The sequence below is a fragment of the Mycobacterium sp. 3519A genome (assembly GCF_900240945.1).
GTDB lineage: Bacteria > Actinomycetota > Actinomycetes > Mycobacteriales > Mycobacteriaceae > Mycobacterium.
The window spans coordinates 474,481-494,522 of sequence record NZ_OESG01000012.1 but is presented as its reverse complement, the minus strand read 5'-3'; the positions used below and the strand labels follow the sequence as shown (position 1 = coordinate 494,522).

General features: G+C 66.8%; 20 protein-coding genes. 15 read left to right on the top strand and 5 right to left on the bottom strand.

Going from position 1 to position 20,042, the window contains the following annotated elements:
* Positions 1-24: 24 nt before the first annotated feature.
* Together C1A30_RS04620 and C1A30_RS04615 are read right to left on the bottom strand one after the other, a co-directional pair.
* Entirely contained in the window at positions 25-534 is a 510-nt protein-coding gene (locus C1A30_RS04620) for a DUF6328 family protein (protein WP_200828194.1), read from the bottom strand.
* Between the two features lie 127 nt (positions 535-661).
* Positions 662-1,423: a tat pathway signal sequence gene (locus C1A30_RS04615; RefSeq protein WP_101947636.1), complete on the bottom strand. Its 762-nt coding sequence runs from the start codon at positions 1,421-1,423 to the stop codon at positions 662-664.
* Positions 1,424-1,474: 51 nt separating this feature from the next.
* Between C1A30_RS04615 and xylB the strand changes: the two genes are divergently transcribed.
* From xylB to C1A30_RS35545, 5 genes are all read left to right on the top strand, one after another.
* Positions 1,475-2,872, top strand: coding sequence for a xylulokinase (gene xylB, locus C1A30_RS04610; protein ID WP_101947062.1), 1,398 nt, complete (start codon positions 1,475-1,477; stop codon positions 2,870-2,872).
* A gap of 79 nt (positions 2,873-2,951) precedes the next feature.
* Positions 2,952-3,182, top strand: a complete 231-nt coding sequence (locus tag C1A30_RS04605; RefSeq protein WP_369974093.1) for a DUF6400 family protein — start codon at positions 2,952-2,954, stop codon at positions 3,180-3,182.
* Entirely contained in the window at positions 3,169-3,402 is a 234-nt protein-coding gene (locus C1A30_RS04600; protein ID WP_101947060.1) for a hypothetical protein, read from the top strand. The genes C1A30_RS04605 and C1A30_RS04600 overlap by 14 nt, the downstream gene beginning before the upstream one ends.
* Positions 3,403-3,436: 34 nt before the next feature.
* Positions 3,437-4,750 carry an MFS transporter gene (locus tag C1A30_RS04595; protein ID WP_101947059.1) on the top strand — a complete coding sequence of 438 codons (1,314 nt, stop codon included), beginning with the start codon at positions 3,437-3,439 and terminating at the stop codon, positions 4,748-4,750.
* 94 nt (positions 4,751-4,844) lie between these two features.
* Entirely contained in the window at positions 4,845-5,015 is a 171-nt protein-coding gene (locus C1A30_RS35545) for a hypothetical protein (RefSeq protein WP_160112692.1), read from the top strand.
* Here the strand turns inward: C1A30_RS35545 and C1A30_RS04590 are convergent.
* Positions 4,996-5,940 (bottom strand): LysR family transcriptional regulator, encoded by a 945-nt coding sequence (locus C1A30_RS04590; RefSeq protein WP_101947058.1) that lies wholly within the window; start codon positions 5,938-5,940, stop codon positions 4,996-4,998. The two genes, C1A30_RS35545 and C1A30_RS04590, sit on opposite strands and share 20 nt — an antisense overlap.
* Positions 5,941-6,168: 228 nt before the next feature.
* Here C1A30_RS04590 and C1A30_RS04585 point away from each other — a divergent pair, with 228 nt between their 5' ends.
* Both C1A30_RS04585 and C1A30_RS04580 read left to right on the top strand, forming a co-directional pair.
* Entirely contained in the window at positions 6,169-7,641 is a 1,473-nt protein-coding gene (locus C1A30_RS04585) for an NAD(P)/FAD-dependent oxidoreductase (RefSeq protein ID WP_101947057.1), read from the top strand.
* A gap of 95 nt (positions 7,642-7,736) precedes the next feature.
* Positions 7,737-9,218, top strand: a complete 1,482-nt coding sequence (locus C1A30_RS04580) for an FGGY-family carbohydrate kinase (protein WP_101947056.1) — start codon at positions 7,737-7,739, stop codon at positions 9,216-9,218.
* 2 nt (positions 9,219-9,220) lie between these two features.
* Here the strand turns inward: C1A30_RS04580 and C1A30_RS04575 are convergent, their stop codons facing one another.
* Both C1A30_RS04575 and C1A30_RS04570 read right to left on the bottom strand, forming a co-directional pair.
* The gene (locus tag C1A30_RS04575) at positions 9,221-10,003 is read right to left on the bottom strand and encodes an SDR family NAD(P)-dependent oxidoreductase (RefSeq protein ID WP_101947055.1); all 783 of its coding nucleotides are present in this window, start codon (positions 10,001-10,003) and stop codon (positions 9,221-9,223) included.
* 5 nt (positions 10,004-10,008) lie between these two features.
* Positions 10,009-11,055 carry a sugar-binding transcriptional regulator gene (locus C1A30_RS04570; protein ID WP_235009648.1) on the bottom strand — a complete coding sequence of 349 codons (1,047 nt, stop codon included), beginning with the start codon at positions 11,053-11,055 and terminating at the stop codon, positions 10,009-10,011.
* A 150-nt stretch (positions 11,056-11,205) separates the two neighbouring features.
* On the opposite strand from C1A30_RS04570, the gene eltD reads away from it, so the two are divergent.
* Genes eltD through C1A30_RS04530 form a run of 8 tightly spaced genes read left to right on the top strand, consistent with a single transcriptional unit; the run spans position 11,206 to position 20,042 of the window.
* Positions 11,206-12,294: an erythritol/L-threitol dehyrogenase gene (gene eltD, locus C1A30_RS04565; protein WP_101947054.1), complete on the top strand. Its 1,089-nt coding sequence runs from the start codon at positions 11,206-11,208 to the stop codon at positions 12,292-12,294.
* A 28-nt stretch (positions 12,295-12,322) separates the two neighbouring features.
* A complete protein-coding gene (locus C1A30_RS04560; protein ID WP_101947053.1) occupies positions 12,323-13,729 on the top strand; it encodes an extracellular solute-binding protein in 1,407 nt (468 codons plus the stop codon).
* Positions 13,730-13,743: 14 nt separating this feature from the next.
* On the top strand, positions 13,744-14,700 hold the full coding sequence (locus C1A30_RS04555) for a carbohydrate ABC transporter permease (RefSeq protein WP_101947052.1): 957 nt from the start codon (positions 13,744-13,746) through the stop codon (positions 14,698-14,700).
* Positions 14,701-14,703: 3 nt separating this feature from the next.
* The gene (locus tag C1A30_RS04550) at positions 14,704-15,573 is read left to right on the top strand and encodes a carbohydrate ABC transporter permease (protein ID WP_101947051.1); all 870 of its coding nucleotides are present in this window, start codon (positions 14,704-14,706) and stop codon (positions 15,571-15,573) included.
* Complete coding sequence (locus C1A30_RS04545; RefSeq protein ID WP_101947050.1) at positions 15,573-16,682, top strand: ABC transporter ATP-binding protein; 1,110 nt, start codon at positions 15,573-15,575, stop codon at positions 16,680-16,682. Before C1A30_RS04550 ends, C1A30_RS04545 begins: the two co-directional genes overlap by 1 nt.
* On the top strand, positions 16,679-17,806 hold the full coding sequence (locus tag C1A30_RS04540; RefSeq protein WP_101947049.1) for an ABC transporter ATP-binding protein: 1,128 nt from the start codon (positions 16,679-16,681) through the stop codon (positions 17,804-17,806). The genes C1A30_RS04545 and C1A30_RS04540 overlap by 4 nt, the downstream gene beginning before the upstream one ends.
* The gene (gene derK, locus C1A30_RS04535; protein WP_101947048.1) at positions 17,803-19,557 is read left to right on the top strand and encodes a D-erythrulose 4-kinase; all 1,755 of its coding nucleotides are present in this window, start codon (positions 17,803-17,805) and stop codon (positions 19,555-19,557) included. Before C1A30_RS04540 ends, derK begins: the two co-directional genes overlap by 4 nt.
* The gene (locus C1A30_RS04530; protein ID WP_067801549.1) at positions 19,554-20,042 is read left to right on the top strand and encodes a ribose-5-phosphate isomerase; all 489 of its coding nucleotides are present in this window, start codon (positions 19,554-19,556) and stop codon (positions 20,040-20,042) included. The genes derK and C1A30_RS04530 overlap by 4 nt, the downstream gene beginning before the upstream one ends.

Below are 20,042 nucleotides of genomic sequence, written 5' to 3'. Positions count from 1 at the left end.
CCCCGGCCCCCCGTGACGCAAACGTCAGTAGCGGTTCTTCCGGTCGCGTCGACCGAGCATCGGCATGGCGTACCAGAACACGGCCAACGCCACCAAGGTCGCCGCTCCGGCCACCCACGCCTCGATCGCGCCCAGCACCGCGTCGAAGATGACGACCGCCACGCCGGCGAGCGCTACCCCCAGCAAAACCAGACCCACCATCGCGTAGGTGTGCGCGGCCGAGACCAACGTGTCGAGGCGGTGCCTGCGGAACAACAGTCGATGCATGCTCACGGGTGCGACGAGCAACACGGTGGCGCCTATCGAACACGCGACGGTGACCAGGTAGACGCTGCGCATGACGTCGTCGAGTTGGGTGAACCGTTGCTGGAACGGCAGCGTCAGAAGGAAGCCGGTGAGCAACTGGACACCGGTCTGCGCGACGCGCAGTTCTTGCAGCAGACTCGACCAATTCCGGTCCAGCCGTTGCGCTTCCGTCTCGTCGCGATCCCGATCCCATTTCTGGGCCTCCGGATGCTCGATGTCCGACACCAAGTAAGTGTGACAGTCCGGGGTGCTGCGGTTACGCCGAACGGCGGGTTGCGCCGGTCGCAGTCGGCCGATTGTTGTTCCTTCGGGAAACAGTCGGAGGTAGGCGCTGCTGACCGCAGGCGCGGTCAACTCATCGGCCTGCGAGCAGCAGTTGCGCAAGATGCGTCGTGGTGGCGACGCCGTCGGCGTAGCCGCCCGCTCCGCCGAGGTCGTTCATCACCGCAAGCGTGTACCGCTGGCCCGGCCCGGCGAATCCCACCGTGTTGATCACCCAACCGGTGTCCTCCAGGGACCAGCCGTCCTTGTTGCCGGGTGCCATCGCCGGTCCGGCGCCCCATACACCCCACTGCTGATCGGCGTCGACGTGCTGAAGTTGGGTGACGATGCTCGCGGTGTCGGCCGGATCCAACCGGGTCAGCGTGTAGTTGATCAGTCGATCGAGATCGTCCGGGGTGGCCTTCTGGAAACCCCAGTAGGGATAGGTATTGCTGTAGCCGCGTTGCGGCCGAAGGCCGGTCATTCCGTAGGACGGGAAGTCGTTGTTGAAGGCCTGGTGATCCGCTCCGCTGTACCGCGCCCACAACGTGTCGGCGGCGTCGTCGTCGGACGAGTGGAGCATCGCCGCGATCAGACGGTTGTCGCTGTCCGTCAGGGTGATCGCGCCTGCGCGCTGCCGGGTGAGCAGGTCGACCACCATCGCGAGCTTGATGGTCGACGCCGTCCACACCGAATCGGTGGCGTGCGCGTTGCGATACACCGCCCCCGTCGTGCGGTCGCGCAACACGTAGCCGACGGTGCCGGGCCGGGTGCTCAGGTAGGAATCCGCTGCGGCGATCCTGGCCGCCGCGTCGTCATCGGCCTGCGCGACGGGCGTCGGTAGCACCGCGGCCACGACCGCGAGGATGGTGACAAGAAGCCGTCGCACCGTAGTAGCTTCGCAGGCGTGGCTTTCGTTGCGGGAATCGACTCGTCCACCCAGTCCTGCAAGGTGGTTGTCTGCGATGCGGATACCGGTGAGATCGTGCGGTCCGCGTCGTCGCCGCATCCCGACGGCACCGAGGTCGATCCGCAGCTGTGGTGGGCGGCGTTGGAGGCGAGCATCACCGCCGTCGGCGGCCTCGACGACGTCGCGGCAATCTCGGTAGGCGCCCAACAGCACGGCATGGTGTGCCTGGACGGTGACGGCGCTGTCGTCCGGGATGCGTTGTTGTGGAACGACGTTCGATCCAGCGACGCGGCGGCCGCGCTCGTCGACGAACTCGGCGGACCCGGCGAGTGGGCGAAACGAATCGGCGTGGTCCCAGTGGCCGCCATCACCGCGACGAAGCTGCGCTGGCTGGCCGACCACGAACCCGCGCACGCGGACATGACGGCGGCGGTGTGCCTGCCGCACGACTGGCTGACGTGGCGGTTGAGCGGTTCGACGGACATCACCACGCTGCGCACCGATCGCAGCGATGCGAGCGGCACCGGATACTTCTCCTCGGAAACCGACAGCTATCAACCCGATCTGCTCGAGTTGGCGACGCGCGGGCGGCGGCCCACGCTACCCACTGTGCTCGGCCCGAGGGAGTCTGCCGGCCAGACCCGGTCCGGAGCCGTCCTGGGTCCCGGCGCCGGTGACAACGCCGCGGCGGCACTGGGCCTCGGCGCCGCAACCGGCGACTGCATCGTCTCGCTCGGCACGTCGGGGGTGGTCAGCGCGGTGGGCGAGGCCGCGCCACATGATCCCGAGGGCATCGTCGCCGGATTCGCCGACGCCACCGGACGTCAGCTACCGCTGGTGTGCACCCTCAACGGGGCGCCGGTGCTGGCGGCGGTGACGAAGATGCTCGGCGTCGACTTCGATCAACTCGACAAGCTGGCGCTGTCGGCCCCCGCCGGTGCCGAAGGACTGACCCTGGTGCCTTACCTGGAAGGCGAACGGTCGCCGAACCTACCCAATGCGGCAGGCGCGCTGCACGGCGTGACGACCCGTAATCTGTTGCCCGCCAACGTAGCTCGTGCCGCGGTTGAGGGGCTGCTGGCCTCTATGGCGTACTGCATCGACAAGATCGCCGCCCAGGGTGTCGACGCCCAGCGCATCATCTTGATCGGCGGGGGAGCGCGTTCAGAAGCGGTGCGCCGTATCGCGCCTGCGGTGCTGGGCGCACCGGTATACGTGCCGACGCCTGCCGAGTACGTCGCGATCGGTGCGGCCAGACAGGCGGCATGGGTTGTCTCGCAACAGGATTCGCCGCCCGAGTGGTCGGCGCAGTCGGCGGCGTCCTACGTTGCCGACCCGACGCCGAGTGTGATCGACCAGTATCTCGCCGCGCAACCGCTGACGCTCGGGCGATAGCGCGCTGTGATGTAGCTCAAGTCCCCAACGTGACCTAGATCATTGCTCGGGCTAACGATCGTCGGGAACTCTGGCCGCAATGCGCGATTTGGACTTCTCCTACGACCTCACCCTTGACGAGGGTCGACGGCGCGCCGCGGTGCTCGAAGCGATCGGCGACGACTGGGACCCGGTCGCCGTACTGGCCGTCCAGGAGAAGGCCTACGACATGCTGTACTCCGATCTCGACGATGAGCAGCAGCGGATCTACGACGAACTCGTCGCTTCCGGCGTGCTGCCTGATCGGACGGCCAACCGTGTTACCGATTGATCCGACCGCCAACCGGTGCCGCCGCGCGTGGCTGCCCTGCCCGAACTGCGATCAGGGCGCGGACTGTGTCGAGTGCCAGAGCGCCAGGAACTGTGCGTCGCACTGGCAATACCTGCTGAGCAGTCAGGCGACGGTGGTGCACCTGCAGTGCCCGAACTGCGCCACGCTGTGGTCGACCGACACCCGCAAGCGCACGGTCCGTCGCTACAAGGCGGCCTGAGACCCAGCCGACTGCCTGTATATGGTGGGCGGTCATGAGTCGCCGGTGGTCGCAAGCGTCCTGGGCGCTGTGGGACTTCGGCGCGACCGGCGTGAACGCGATCGTGGTGACGTTCGTCTTCTCCGTCTATCTGACCAGCAGCGTCGGCCAGGATCTGCCGGGGCACACCAGTGCTGCCAGTTGGCTCGGGCGGGCGTTGGCCGTCGCAGGCGTGGTGGTGGCCGTGTTGGCGCCTGTCACCGGGGTGTGGGTCGACGCACCGTGGCGGCGGCGCCGCGTGCTGGCCATGCTGACCGGTGCGGCGGTGCTGCTGACGGCGGCGATGAGTCTGATCCGCGACGATTACCACTACCTGTTACCCGGCCTGATCCTGCTGGCCTGCACCGCGGCGTGCAATGACCTGGCGACCGTCCCGTACAACGCGATGCTGCGGCAGGTGTCGACCACGGAGAGCGCCGGGCGGGTCTCCGGATTCGGTTTGGGGATGGGGTTTTTCGGCAGTGTCCTGCTGCTGCTGATCGTGTACTTCGGCTTCATCTCCGGTGACGGCGACGTGCACGGGCTCCTGGGGTTGCCTGGCGCCGACGGGCAGAACGTGCGAGCGGCGGTCCTGCTGGCGGCCGTCTGGTTCGCGGTGTTCGCGCTTCCGGTGTTCGTTGCCGTGCCGCCGATACCGGTGGGGGAGCGACGGGAGTCGGTCGGGTTTCTCGGCGCATACCGGACGCTGTGGACGGAGATCGTCAGCGAGTGGCGGCGCGACCGCAACGTCGTCTACTACCTGCTTGCCAGCGCGGTGTTCCGCGACGGGATCACCGGCGTCGCGACATTCGGCGCGGTGCTCGGTGTCAAGGTGTACGGGGTCTCGGCGGCCAACGTGCTGTTGTTCGGCATCGGCGCCAGCGTGATCGCCGCCGTCGGTGCGGTGGCCGGCGGCCTGCTCGACGACCGACTGGGGTCGAAGTCGGTGATCGTCGGATCGTTGTTCGCGATGCTCGTCGTTGCACTCACCTTGATGGCGCTCTCGGGACCCGCGGCGTTCTGGGTGTGCGGTCTGTTGCTGTGCCTGTTCATCGGGCCGATCCAGGCGTCGGCGCGCACGTTGATGCTGCGGATCTCGGCCGACGGTAAGGAAGGCGTGGCTTTCGGCCTGTTCACCACGACCGGTCGGGCGGTGTCTTTTCTTGCGCCATGGTTGTTTTCGACGTTCATCGACGTCTTCGACACGGACCGCGCGGGCATGGGCGGAATCTGCGTGGTGCTGGCCCTCGGCCTTGCCGGCATGCTGGCCGTTCGGACACCCGTCCGCCACAATTCGGTTGCGTTGGAACAGCCGAAATTGCCAACATAGTTCTGCGAGCTGTCAAGCACTCGGAGCCTTGGGGGTAACTGAATTGCGCTATCGCAAAGGAGATTCGATCATCGCCCGCCGACGGATCGAGGGCATGAATGTCCCCGAGGTCCCGGCCGGGTCCGTCGGGACGGTCCAGTCCACCACCGTCCTCGGCAAACCCAAGAAGGTTTACTTCTCACTTGCCACGGGCTGGGGACCGAAGCGGTTCACCGTCGATGTTCGGCGTGGGGACGTCGAGGCCGTCAGGGAGACGCGCGTTTAGCCCTGCTCGTTTCGGGGACGGGGCGCGGCCATTTCGGTTGCGGCAGTTCGGTGCCGGACCGCTGGCGCATCCGGTCGAGGACGGTGCGCAGCGGTGGCCACGTCGCGCGGCCGCGACGGGTGACCGCATAGGCGGTCAGGACCACCTGGGGTTCGGCCAGCGGTAGCACTTTGACGCCTGCCGACGTCGGCCTGCCGACGGGTAGCAGCCCGACGCCGAAGCCGGCGACGATCAAATCCTCGACCAATTCCAGACTGTCGATTTCGTGCCCGATACGCGGGACGAATCCGGCGAGCGACGCCAGCGTCCGCACCGCATCTTCGTCGGCGGTGTTGCGGGAGTTCACGATCCACGTCCGATCCGAGTACTCGGCGATATCCGCTGGTCCGTCCGCAGAGTCTGCCGGAACGCCGAGACCCCACGGGACGGACCACAGCGCAACCGTTTCCAGCACCGGGCTTGGCGACGCCGGAGCGAGGTTGTAGTCATAGGTCAGCGCGAGATCCAGGTCGTCGTCGGTCAACAGTGCGAACGCCTCGATGGGCTCGTACTCGCTGATCACGAACTGCACCTTCGGAAACTCCTCGGCGAGTTCGGCGACGATCGGCAGCAGCGAAAGCCGGATTCCGGTCGCGAATCCACCCACCCGGACCGTTCCGGCGGGATCGGCATCCGGGTCGAGGTCGAGGCGGGCGCTGTCGACGGCAGCCAGAATCGTCACCGCGTGCTCGGCGAGGCGCTGCCCGGCGGGGGTGAGTCGCACGCGCCGTCCCGCGGGTTCGATGAGTTGCGCCCCGGTTTCCTTTGCCAGGGCGGCGATCTGCTGCGACACGCTGGACGTGGTCAGGTGGTGTGTCTCGGCGACGGCTCGCATGGAACCGAGCCGCGACAGCGACAGCAGCAGTTGCAGGCGACGGGTGTCCATCACCGGTGATTGTTCAGCATCTGTGAACAATGCGAGACCGATTGATCGGATTCGCGGTCTGGACAAAATGGGTTATACGGCCCAGATTAGTGGGTTGAATGTCCCAATACGACGCTGCCATGCGGCCGGCTTATGCCTGTGATCGCGGATCGCAATCGCGGGCCGTCTTCTTTTCGAGGACGGGAGGCGTTCAGGTATTCGGTGGGCCAACAATGGAAGGGATCGATCATGGACACACCGTCGGACTCCTACGACGTGATCGTGTTGGGTGCAGGGCCGGTCGGCCAGAACGTCGCGGCCCGCGCCCGCGCCGCGGGCCTGACCGTCGCGGTAGTCGAGCGTGAACTCGTCGGCGGCGAATGCTCGTACTGGGGCTGCATTCCGAGTAAGGCTCTGCTGCGCCCGGTCCTCGCCGTCGCAGACGCCCGCAAGGTCGACGGCGCCCGCGAAGCCGTTACCGGCCCGGTTCGAACACAGGGGGTATTCGGTCGTCGCGATCGCTACGTCACGCAGTGGGACGACACCGGACAGGCGACCTGGGTCAAGGAGATCGGCGCCGACCTGATTCGCGGACACGGGCGACTGCACGGACCGCGACGCGTCGCCGTGGAAACCGCCGACGACGAGACGGTCGTGCTGACCGCGAGGCACGCCGTCGCGATCTGCACCGGCAGCACCGCCACCCTGCCCGATATCCCGGGCATCGCCGAAGCGCGCCCGTGGACCAACCGCAAAGCCACCGACAGCAGTGCGGTGCCGCCGCGCCTGGCTGTCGTCGGCGCAGGCGGTGTCGGCGTCGAAATGGCCACCGCCTGGCACGGTCTCGGCTCGCAAGTCACCCTGTTGTCGCGCTCCCGTGACTTGTTGCCCCGCATGGAACCCTTCGTCGGTGAGTTGGTCGCAGACGGACTTCGGCATGCAGGCGTCGACGTGCGTACCGGGGTGGCGGTCGCTGAACTGCGCCGCCCCGGCGGTGCCGGCGAGGTGACCGTGACGCTCGACAACGACGACGAATTGCGCGTCGACGAGGTGCTCTTCGCCATCGGCCGCACCCCGAACACGTTCGACATCGGTCTGCAGACAGTGGGTCTCGCGCCGGGTTCCTGGCTGGACGTCGACGACACCTGCCGGGTGACCGGCGCCCACAACGACTGGCTGTATGCGCTCGGTGACGTCAACCATCGCGCGCTGCTCACCCATCAGGGCAAGTACCAGGCCCGGATAGCAGGAAACGCGATCGCCGCGTCTGCCGCGGGCGCGGGGCTGGATCGGACCCCGTGGAGCGCGCACGTGGCGACCGCCGATTCGCACGCGGTACCTCAGGTGTTCTTCACCGACCCCGAGGCCGCCGCTGTCGGTCTGACCGCCAAGGACGCGGAGCACGCCGGTTACCGGGTGCGTGTCGTCGACGTCAACATCGGTGAAACCGTGCCGGGGGCAAACTTTTTCGCCGACGGGTACACCGGCCGGGCGCGCATGGTCGTCGATGTCGACGGCGACCATCTGCTGGGCGTCACCTTCGTCGGTCCCGGTATCTCGGAACTTCTGCACTCGGCGACCGTCGCCGTCGCCGCGCGGGTTCCGATGGCCAGGCTGTGGCACGCCGTGCCGTGCTTCCCCACGATCAGTGAGGTGTGGCTGAAGCTGCTCGAGGCAAACCGCGATATGACGGTCGAGGCAGACAACGCACGGATTGTCTGACACCGGGCAATGCGGTAACCATTCGCTGCGGATCGCACGGCTTCGATTCCCCGCGGCGCACTGTGACGTGCCTGACGACCACGTAGGGTTGTCGCGTGGACTTGCTACTCGGAATCGACATCGGAACCGGGAGCACGAAGGGTGTCCTGGTGGACACCACCGGTTCGATCGTGGCGTCGGAGGCGATTCCCCACACGATGGATCTGCCGCGGCCCGGGTGGGCGGAGGTGGATGCCGAGGGTTTGTGGTGGCGCGAGGTGTGCGCCATCAGCACTTCGCTGATGGCACAGATGCCCGGCGGCGCGTCGCTCGCCGGAATGTGTGTCAGCGGCGTCGGGCCGTGCCTCGTTCTCTGCGACGCCGACCTGCGACCACTGCGGCCCGCGATCCTCTACGGCATCGACACCAGGGCCACAGCGGAGATCGAGTCGTTGACCGCCGAACTCGGCGAGCAGAACATCCTGGACCGCGCAGGCACCCTGCTGTCGAGTCAGGCCGTCGGCCCGAAACTGGAGTGGGTCCGGCGCCACGAACCCGACGTGTTCGACAGGGCCGCCGGATGGTACGGCTCCAACTCCTACATCGCCGCCAAGCTGACCGGCGAATACGTGATGGATCACCACACCGCCAGCCAGTGCGACCCGCTGTATGCCACACGCGGGTTCGACTGGAATCACGACTGGGCGCAACGCATTTGCGGGCCGTTGCCGCTGCCACGGTTGGTGTGGCCGAGCGACGTGGTCGGGTTCGTCACCGCGGCGGCCGCCGAGGCGACGGGAGTCCCTGTCGGCACCCCGGTGTCTGCTGGCACGGTCGACGCCTACTCCGAGGCGTTCTCGGTCGGCGTCCGGCAGCCAGGGGATCAGATGCTGATGTACGGCTCGACGATGTTTCTGGTGCAGATCATCGACGAGTACCACAGCGACCCGACGCTGTGGACGACGACGGGCGTCGATCACAACAGCTTGGCACTGGCCGCAGGCACATCCACGGCGGGCAGTCTGATCGCGTGGCTGCAAAAGGTCACGGGCGAACCGTCGTTCGAGGACCTGACCGCGGAGGCGCAGCGGGTGCCACCGGGCAGCGAAGGGCTGCTGGTGCTGCCGTACCTGGCGGGCGAGCGGACGCCGGTCTTCGACCCGCGCGCCCGCGGCGTCGTTGCCGGCCTGACCTTGCGCCACGGCCGCGGACATCTGTTCCGAGCTGCCTACGAAGGGATTTCGTTCGGCATCCGGCAGATCCTCGAGCGTTTCGACGACGCGCACAGCGCGTTGCGGACCGTGGCCGTCGGCGGCGGACTACGCAGCCCGGTCTGGGCGCAGGCGGTCAGCGACATCACCGGACGCCCGCAACTCGTACCCGAGCAGGCCATCGGTGCCAGCTACGGCGACGCCTTGCTGGCGGGCATCGGCGTCGGCCTGGTGGAACCCGACACCGATTGGGCGAAAATCGCCCGCGAGATCAAACCGGACGCGCGCAACCACGAACTCTACGAAGGCCTGTACGCGACGTGGCGTGAGTTGTACCCGGCAACCCGCGACCAGGTGCACAGGCTCGCCGAACCCGGTCCGGCCTAGCATCAGCCCATCGTGTAGCCGCCGTCGACGGGAATGTCGACGCCGTTGATCATGCTGGCCGCGTCGGAGGCCAGCCATACCACCGCGTCGGACACCTCCTGCGGTACGGCGAAGCGTCCCAACGGGATTCGAGCGAGCATGGGCGCGGCCTTGGCCTCTTCGCCCCAAACCCGTTGGCCCATCTCGGTGAGGACCACGGTCGGGCACACCGAGTTGGCGCGGATGCCGTACGGGCCCAGTTCGCGCGCCAGGACCTTGGTCGCCATCACGAGCCCGGCCTTGGAAGCGCAGTACGCGTAGTGGTCCGGTAGCGGAGCCAACGCCGCCGCCGACGCCACGGTGATGATGGATCCCCCGGTGCCCTGTTCGACCATGGCAGCGCCGACCGCCGAAGCCAGCAGCGCAGGGGCCCGCAAGTTCACCGCGATCGTCGCATCGAACACCGCCGGATCCGTCTGCAGCACCGATTGCGGATGGGAGATGCCGGCATTGTTCACCAGGACGTCGAGGCCGCCGAACGCGTCGTGGGCAACCTGCGCCAGCTGTGCGGCGCCGTCGGGATGAGCCAGATCCACCGCGGCAGTACGCACTTCGGCGTCGAATTCGGCGGTCAGAGCGGTCTTCGCGGCGGCCAACTCGTCTTCGTCGCGGCCACTGAGCACCACGCGGGCGCCTGCCGACGCGAACGCCTTCGCGATGTCGGCGCCGATGCCCTTGGTGGCGCCGGTGATCAGGGCGCGCTTGCCGTCGAGGCGCAGGACGCCCGCGTAGCGCCGTTCGGTCATCGTTGTCACGCTTCACCTTTCGCAGGCTGGTCGGCGGCCTCCACGCTGGCCAGAATGGCCGCCGCGGTCACCGGATCGGTCACCAACTGGTTGAAATAGCCGCCGCGCGCCCCCGCGACGATGGAGTCGACCTTCTCCTGACCGACCGCCACCGCGATGGTGACCGGGACGTGGCGCAGAGCCTCGAGTTCGACGGCGATCAGGCGTTCGCGGCCCTCGAAGTCGACCTCGTCACCGGCACGGTCGAAGAACCGCGAGCAGACGTCGCCGACGGCCGAGCGCAGCGACGTGGAATCCGTTGGTACGAAACGGGGAATGTCCGAACGCATCAGAGGTGGCGCGCCGACGCCCATCAGCGCGCACCGGGCGCGCGGCCACAGATGCAGCACCCGCTGGATGCTCGGATCCTTCAACAGCGACGGGTACAGGTCCGGACCCGGCAAGGCGGGCGCGAACAGATAGTTCGGCCGACCGCCCACCCGGTTGGCGACCCGGCGGGTGATCTCGTTGGTCTGGTACCACTCCTCGGGCTGGTCGTTGCCGCCGACCGTCGGCGCCACCAGCACGCCTGGCAGCGATGCCAGTTCGTACTGTGCCACTTCGTAGACGGTGCGGCCCGACGACACCAGCAGCACGTCACCCGGCAAAAGTCCGGCGGCCGCAAGCGCCCGGCCGACGGCGGGTGCCAGCGCGGCGCCCATCACGTCGACGATCGTGCGGCCCGCACCTGGCGCGGGCAGCGGATGGCTGAGATACACCGTGGTCAGCGACAGCGCACGGACTAGCCGATCGGCAACATCGCTGGTCGCGACCTCTTCGGGCGGCACCACTTCGATGCGCACGATGCCGCGTCGCTTCGCCTCGGCGAGTAGCCGGCTGACGGTGGCTCGGCTGGTGCCCAGTTGTGCGGCGACCTCGGCCTGGGTGGCCTCTTCGGTGTAGTAGAGCTTGGCGGCCGCATACAGCAACGACGGTTGGAAATGTCCGGCGTCGACTTCGGAGACGGCGGTGTCGACGCCGTCCGGTTGGGTGGAGTGCGCGGGCCCTGGCACGTGACGAGTATGACACTGCACATGTGTTCGGGGCGAAATTTCTATGAACATCTGTTCTGGACATTTGTGCACCAGCTGCTTTAGTGTGACTGCAACCACAGCGATATCGCGCTGTGATCGGCCGGTTCACCGACATCGAAGGAGTTGCAGATGTCCGACCAAGTCCCCGAGAAGATGCAGGCCGTGGTCTGCCACGGGCCGCACGACTATCGCCTCGAGGAGGTGGCGGTGCCCACCGTCGGCCCCGGCGAAGCCCTGATCAAGGTCGAGGCCGTCGGCATCTGCGCCAGCGACCTGAAGTGCTATCACGGCGCGGCGAAGTTCTGGGGTGACGAGAATCGTCCGGCCTGGGCCGAGACCATGGTGATTCCCGGTCACGAGTTCGCCGGGCGGGTAGTCGCACTCGACGACGCCGCCGCCGCGCGGTGGGGGATCACCGTCGGCGACCGGGTGGTCTCCGAGCAGATCGTGCCGTGCTGGGAATGCCGGTTCTGCAAGCGCGGGCAGTACCACATGTGCCAACCGCACGACCTCTACGGATTCAAGCGGCGCACCCCCGGAGCGATGGCGAGCTACATGGTGTATCCGGCGGAAGCGTTGGTGCACAAGGTTTCTGGTGACATTCCCGCACACCACGCGGCATTCGCCGAACCGTTGTCGTGCTCACTGCACGCCGTCGAGCGCGCGCAGATCACCTTCGAGGACACCGTCGTGGTGGCGGGTTGCGGACCGATCGGCCTCGGTATGGTCGCCGGCGCCAAGGCCAAGAACCCGATGCGGGTCATCGCACTGGACATGGCCCCGGAGAAGCTCGACCTGGCCAAGGCCTGCGGCGCCGACCTCACGATCAACATCGCCGAGCAGGATCCCGTCAGCGTGATCAAGGACCTCACCGACGGTTACGGCGCCGACGTGTACCTCGAGGGAACCGGTCATCCCTCCGCGGTTTCCCAGGGGCTCAACGTGTTACGCAAGCTCGGCCGCTACGTCGAGTACGGCGTCTTCGGCAGCGAGGCCTCGGTCGACTGGAGCATCATCAGCGACGACAAGGAACTCGACGTGCTCGGCGCGCACCTCGGCCCGTACTGCTGGCCAGCCGCGATCAAGATGATCGAGTCCGGCGTACTGCCGATGGACAAGATCTGCACACACCAGTTTCCGCTCACCGATTTCCAGAAGGGCCTCGACCTGGTCGCCAGCGGCAAGGAGTCGGTGAAGGTCTCGCTGATTCCGGCCTGATCGATCGCGCCGAAGCGAAGGACGAGAAATGAGTCGAGAACTGTCGCGCCGCGACATGCTGGCGGCCATGGGCCTTGCCGGCATGGCGGCGGTGAGCCTGCCGGTGCTGTCGGCATGCGGCGTCGGAGGAAAGACCAACGCGCCCAACGGGGCTGGGGAGGTCACCGGCGGATTCGACTGGAAGAAGGCCGCCGGGTCGACGATCAACATCCTGCAGACCCCGCACCCCTACCAGAAGTCCTACCAGCCGCTGCTGAAGGAGTTCACCGAACTCACCGGGATCAACGTCAACGTCGACCTGGTGCCGGAGGCCGACTACTTCACCAAGCTCAACACCGAATTGGCCGGCGGCAGCGGCAAACACGACGCGTTCATGCTCGGCGCCTACTTCATCTGGCAGTACGGGCCTGCCGGATGGATCGAGAACCTGGACCCCTGGTTGCAGAACTCGTCGGCCACCGGACCCGACTACGACTTCGAGGACATCTTCGAAGGTCTACGTACTTCGACGCGATGGGACTTCACCACCGGCAACCCGTTGGGCACCGGTGGGCAGTGGGCGATTCCATGGGGATTCGAGAACAACGTGGTGGCCTACAACAAGAAGTACTTCGACCAGCGCGGCATCAAGAAGTTGCCGGACCGGTTCGACGACTTCATCCAACTGGCGGTCGACCTCACCGACCGCTCACAGAACCGCTACGGCATCGCCACCCGCGGGTCGAAGTCGTGGGCCACCATCCATCCCGGCTTCATGACGCAATATGTGCGCGAAGGGGCAGTGGACTACACGTTCAACGGCTCCGACCTGGTCGCCCAGATGGACAGCGACAAGGCGATCGACTTCACCAAGAAGTGGATCGAGATGCAGCACAAGGCGGGGCCGACCTCGTGGACCTCCTATGACTACCCGAACGCCACGGGCGATCTCGGCGACGGCACGGCGATGATGGTGTACGACGCCGACAGCGCGACCTACCCGAAGAACAAGCCGGGCGCCAGCGCCCTGGCAGGCAACCTGGGCTGGTATCCGGGTCCGGCCGGTCCGGATGGCAACTACAAGACCAACCTCTGGACGTGGAGTTGGGCGATGAGCGCCAACTCCCGCAACAAGTTGCCCGCCTGGCTGTTCATCCAGTGGGCGACAGGCAAGGACTCGTTGAACAAGGCCGTCGAAGGCGGCACGTACGCCGACCCGGTCCGCAAGTCGGTGTTCGACACGACGTTCAAGCGCGTGGCCGCCGACCAGTTCGGCTACCTCGAGGCGTTCGAGACCGTGATCGGATCGTCGAAGATCCAGTTCACCCCGCAGAAGAAGTTCTTCGACACCACTCAGAACTGGGCGGTCGCGCTGCAAGACATCTACGGCGGTGCAGATACCGCGTCGCGGCTGCGCAGCCTCGCCAAGACCAACACCTCCAAGGTCAATCTGTAGGAGTCCGGCGCACCATGACAACTCAGACATCCAAGGTCTCCCAGTCCGCTCCCGAGCAACCCGACACCACCGCGCGCCGAGTGCTGCCCGAGGTCCCGCAGTGGCGTCGCAGACTGCGGCCCTACCTGCTGTCGATCCCGGCGCTGGTGATCGTCATCGGCATCCTCTACCCGTTCGTGCTGGGCGCCTACTACGCGTTCCTCAACTACGCGGCGGTCAATCCCAACCCGCACTTCGTCTGGTTCGACAACTTCAAATCGGTACTGGGCGACCAGGTCTTCTGGCAGAGCGTGAAAGTGACCGGCATTTTCGCGGTCGCGGCCACCGCGATCGAGACGGTGCTCGGCGTCGGGTTGGCGTTGCTGCTCAACCGGTCCAGCACCATCGGGCGGGTTTTCGAGAAGGTGCTGATCGTTCCGCTGATGATCGCGCCGGTGATCGCGGGCGTGATCTGGAAGCTGATGTTCAACCCGCAGTTCGGCGTTCTGAATCACGTTCTCGGACTGGGAAGTACCTTCGACTGGCTGTCCGGCCGCACCGCGCTGATGTCGGTGATCCTGGTCGACACCTGGATATTCACCCCGTTCGTGGCCATCCTGGTGCTGGCCGGTATCCGGTCGCTGCCCAGGGAGCCGTTCGAAGCCTCCGAGGTCGATGGCGCCAGCTGGTTCTACATGTTCCGCAAGCTGATGCTGCCGATGCTGTGGCCTTACATCCTGGTGGCGGTGATCTTCCGGTTCATGGACAACCTGAAGGTGTTCGACCACATCTACGTGCTGACCGCAGGTGGACCCGGGGTGGCGACGCGCACGCTGCAGATCGGCGCGTTCGAGGACTCGATCATCAACCTCGACTACTCCCGCGGCAGCACCTACATGCTGCTGCTGTGGATCATCGTGTTCATCACCGCGCGCTACCTGGTGAGCGTGCTCGGCAAGGCGCAGCGACGTGCTGCCGGAGCGGAGTCGTAGACCATGGCCAAACAGGAACTATTGCCCGGCCAGAAGCGCTTCTCCATCGGCGCCGCCGTCGCGGACGTCGGGTTGGTCTTCTGGTTCCTCTTCTCGCTGTTTCCGATCGCCTGGATGTTGTTGCTGGCGTTGAAGAATGACGAGCAGCAGACCACGACCTACTTTCAGTTCAGCCCCACCTGGTCCAACTTCGCGACCGTGGTGAGCGACAAAGGCACCCAGCTGACCAGCGTCGACTTCAAGGCGTCGCTGATCACCAGCCTCATCAATTGCGGTGGCGCGGTAATCGTTTCGCTGGTGATCGGCATTCCGGCGGCCTACGCCGCGGGCCGGTGGCGCTACCGCGGCAGCGAGGACCTGATGTTCCAGATGCTGTCCTTCCGGTTCGCGCCGGAGCTGATGGTGATCGTGCCGCTGTTCGTGATCTACAACCAGATCGGATTGTTCGACACCAAGGTCGGCATGATCTGGGTGCTGCAACTGGTCACGATGCCGCTGGTGGTGTGGATCCTGCGATCGTATTTCCAGGATCTGCCGGAGGATCTCGAGCAGGCCGCGCTGCTCGACGGCTACACCAGGACGCGAGCGTTCCTGATGGTTGCGCTGCCGATCGTGCGGCCGGGCATCGCCGCCGCGGCGCTGCTGGCCTTCATCTTCGCGTGGAACAACTACGTGTTCCCGTTGATCCTGGCCGACACCAACGCCGCCACCGTCACGGTCGCCATCACGAAGTTCCTCGGTGGCGGTGGGCAGGCCTACTACAACCTGACCGCCGCGGCGGCGATCATCGCCGCACTCCCGCCCCTGATCCTGGCGCTGACCATTCAGCGCTACCTGGTACGGGGCCTGTCGTTCGGGGCGGTGAAAGCCTGATGGCAACGGTGCGCATCACCGATCTGCACAAGTCGTACGGCAAGACGAAAGCCGTCGACGGCATATCGGTCGACATCGACAACGGCGAATTCTTCGTCATCCTCGGCCCGAGCGGCGCCGGTAAGACCACGACGCTGAAGTCGGTCGCGGGTCTGATCGACGTCGACGGCGGCACGGTCGCCATCGGCGGCACCGACGTGACACGCGTCGAGCCGTACCACCGCAACGTCGCGATGGCGTTCGAGAGCTATGCGCTGTATCCGCAGAAGACCGTCAGCGAGAACCTCGCCTCACCGCTGAAGTCCGGTCGCACCGGCAAGTACACCGAGCGGCAACGCACCGAGCGCATCGACCAGGTGACCACGACGCTGGGAATCAACCACCTGCTCAAGCGTTTTCCGCGCGAGCTGTCCAACGGTCAGCGGCAGCGGGTGGCGTTGGGCCGGGTGCTGGTGCGACCCGCCGACATCTACCTGCTCGACGAGCCGCTCAGCCACCTCGACGCCAAGCTGCGGGCGTCGATGCGGGCCGAACTCAAACAGCTCGGCGCGATGTCGAACACCACCACGCTCTACGTCACCCACGACTATCAGGAGGCGCTCGCGCTCGGCGACCGCATCGCGGTCATGCGTGCGGGCAAGCTGATCCAGATCGGTAGCCCCGAGGAGATCTGGCGTCGGCCTGCGGACACCTTCGTCGCGCGCGCGTTGGGCCAGCCGGAGATCAACCTCCTCGACGGAGTCGTCGACGACCATCGAATCCGGTTGGGCGACGGATCGTTCGACGTGCCGGTGCCCGACGGCGTTCGCTGCGACAGGGGTGATCGGGTTCGGGTGGGCCTGCGACCCTGCGATGTTCACGTCGCCGATCCGGACTCGGCCGCGATCCGCGGACGCGTGGTGCTGGCCGAACGGTTGGGCCGCAACATCGAACTCACCGTCGACGTCGCGGGCACGCAGGTGATCGTGTTGGCCTCCGGCCGCGAAGGTGTCGGCGAAGGGGCGCACGTCGGGTTGAGCGTCGCCGATCCGGACGTGCACGTGTTCGCCGCCGGCGAGGGAGACAGTCCACGGCTGAACGCGAACGACACGCTGGAGGTAGCACAATGACCGCCACCCTCGAGAAGCCCAGCACCGGCACCGCACAAAGCCTCACGCTGACCGACCTGGTGAAGACGTACGCGTCGCGCGGACGGGAAAGCGTGACCGCGGTCAAGGGCATCAACCTGGCCATCGAAGCCGGCGAGTTGGTCGCCCTGCTCGGGCCGTCGGGCTGCGGCAAGACCACCACGCTGCGGATGATCGCCGGATTGGAAACCGTGACAAGCGGTTCCATCCGCATCGGCGAGCGGGAGGTGTCCGGCCTTCCGGCCGCCAAACGCGGTATCGGCGTCGGTTTCGAGAGCTACGCGCTGTACCCGCCGCTGTCGGTGCGGGAGAACCTGCTGTACGGCCTCAAGGCCAGGAAGGTGAAGGGCGCCGAGCAGATGGTCGCCTCGATCAGTCGCAGGCTGGAGATGGACGACATGCTCGAACTGCGCCCTGCCGGGCTGTCGAGCGGTCAGAAGCAGCGCGTCGCGCTGGCTCGCGCGCTGGTGCGCAACCCACCCGTGCTGCTGCTCGACGAGCCCCTGTCGCACCTCGACGCGTCGGCGCGGCAGCGGGTGCGGCGCGAACTGAAGGTGCTGCAGCGCGAATTCGGCTACACCACCATCGTCGTCACCCACGACCAGGTCGAGGCGCTGTCGCTCGCGGACCGCCTCGCGGTGATGGATGCGGGCGTCGTGCAACAGTTCGGCACCCCCGACGAGGTGTTCGACGACCCGGCGAATCTGTTCGTCGCACAGTTCGTCGGTGAACCACAGATCAACGTGCTGCGCGGGGTGGCGAAGGTCGACAACGGCCGGGTGCGAGTCGAGGTCGGCTCAGGCACAGGCGGTTTGGAGACGACTGCCAAAGAGGTGGCCGACGGTACCCGCGTCACGGTGGGTATCCGCCCGCAGGACTGCGCGCTGAATCCGGCTGCCGAGAAGGGGATCACCGCCACCGTCGCGTACTTCGAACACCTGCTGGAGTTCGGACTGGCGACCAGCACCGTCGCAGGCATGGAGGAAGGAATCATCGTGCAGACCCCGGCGTCCGAATCGTATGAACCCGAACAGCGCGTGGTGGTCACCGCACCACCCGAACGCGTCTACCTGTTCGACGCCGAGACCGGAGAGCGCCTGCGATGACGAAGCTTTTCAACGACCCGGCCCGCTTCAGCGACGACATGCTGGTCGGGTTCCTCGACGCCTACGCCAAATACGTGAGCGGCGTGCCCGGCGGCGTGGTGCGCGCACACCAGACCAGGCCGGGCAAGGTCGCGGTGGTGATCGGCGGCGGGTCAGGGCACTATCCGGCGTTCTGCGGAACGGTCGGACCCGGATTCGCCGACGGCGCTGTGGTCGGCAACGTGTTCAGTTCACCGTCGACCGAGGAGGCCGTCTCGGTGGCGCGCGCGGCCCACGGCGATGCGGGCGTGTTGTTGACGACTGGGAACTACGCCGGCGACGTGTTGAACTTCAGCCTCGCTGCCACACAGTTGCGCGACGAAGGGATCGACGCGCACTACTTCGCGGTGACCGACGACGTCGCCAGCGCACCGAAGGGGGAGGAGAGCAAGCGCCGCGGTATCGCCGGTGATGTCACGGTGTTCAAGGCCGCGTGTGCGGCGGCCGAAGAAGGACTCGACCTGGCCGGCGTGATCCGGGTTGCCGAGAAGGCGAACGCCGCGACCCGCACGCTTGGGGTGGCGTTCGACGGCTGCACCCTGCCCGGCGCGGATCACCCGCTGTTCACCGTGCCGGATGGCAAGATGGGGCTGGGGCTCGGCATCCACGGCGAACCCGGCGTCGAGGAACGGGACATGCCGACCGCGGCCGGGCTGGCCGCCACCCTGGTCGACGGCGTGCTCGGCGACAACGAGGACGCCACGTCTCGTCGAATTGCGGTGATACTCAACGGACTCGGCCGCACGAAATACGAAGAACTGTTCGTGGTGTGGGGTGAGGTCGCCCGACTCCTTCGTGATCGCGGTTATCAGCTGGTCGAGCCCGAGGTGGGGGAACTGGTGACCAGCCTCGACATGGCCGGGTGCTCGCTGACCGTGATGTGGCTCGACGACGAACTCGAACGCTACTGGAAGGCGCCCGCTGACACGCCCGCCTACAAGAAGGGGGCCGCCGACGTCTGGGCGGCAGCAGGGGAGCGGCGAACCGACAGCAGCACCGTTGAAACCGCCACGACCACACCGGATTTGGCGTCGCTGTCGGACAGCGACGGCCGCGCGGGCGGCAGGTTGGTGGCGCGGGCGTTGGAGGCGATGGCGGAGACGCTGACCGCAGCGGAAGAGGAACTCGGCCGCCTGGACGCGGTGGCAGGCGACGGCGACCACGGCCGCGGCATGGTCAGAGGGGCGACCGCGGCACGCGACGCGGCCCTGAGCGCTGTCGACGCAGGCGCAGGACAGGGTTCGGTCCTTACGGTCGCGGGCGAACAGTGGGCGGCCAGGGCGGGCGGCACGTCCGGCGTGTTGTGGGGCGCACTGCTCAAGGCGTTCGGAACGCGGTTGGGCGACACCGGAAGACCGGACGGTCGCACCATCGCGGCTGGCGTGCGGGCCGGCTACGACGCGCTGATCCAACTCGGCGGCGCGGCACCGGGAGACAAGACGATGCTCGACGCGCTACTGCCGTTCGTCGAAGATCTCGAGCGACGCGTCGGCGACGGCACACCGTGGCAGCAGGCGTGGGCGGCGGCCGCGGACGTCGCGACCGATGCCGCGCGCGGCACGGCGGACATGCGACCGAAGATCGGCAGGGCAAGGCCGCTCGCCGACCGCAGCGTCGGAACACCGGACGCGGGGGCCATCTCACTTGCCATGTGCGCCGTCACCGTCGCCGACTGCTTCACCCTGACCTCCAAAGGAGAAACCCTGACATGACAGAACACTCCGCAGGTTTGCGGATCGTGGTCGGCGCCGACGACGCCGGATACGAATACAAGGAAGCCCTCAAGGGCGACCTGCTCGCCGACCACCGCGTCGCCGAAGTCATCGATGTCGGTGTCGGCGCAGACGACAACACCGCATACCCGCATGTCGCGGTCGCGGCGGCGCGCGTCGTGGCCGAAGGCAACGCGGACCGGGCACTGTTGGTGTGCGGGACCGGTTTAGGCGTCGCGATCAGCGCCAACAAGGTGCCCGGCATCCGCGCCGTCACCGCGCACGACAGCTTCTCCGTCGAGCGGTCGGTGCTGTCGAACAACGCGCAGGTGCTGTGCTTCGGACAACGCGTCATCGGCCTGGAACTCGCGAGGCGGCTGGCCCGCGAATGGTTGGCATACGAGTTCGATCCGCAGAGCGCGTCGGCGGGGAAGGTGGAGGCCATCGGCGAGTACGAGCCGGCCACGCAGGCCAGCGCAGGATGA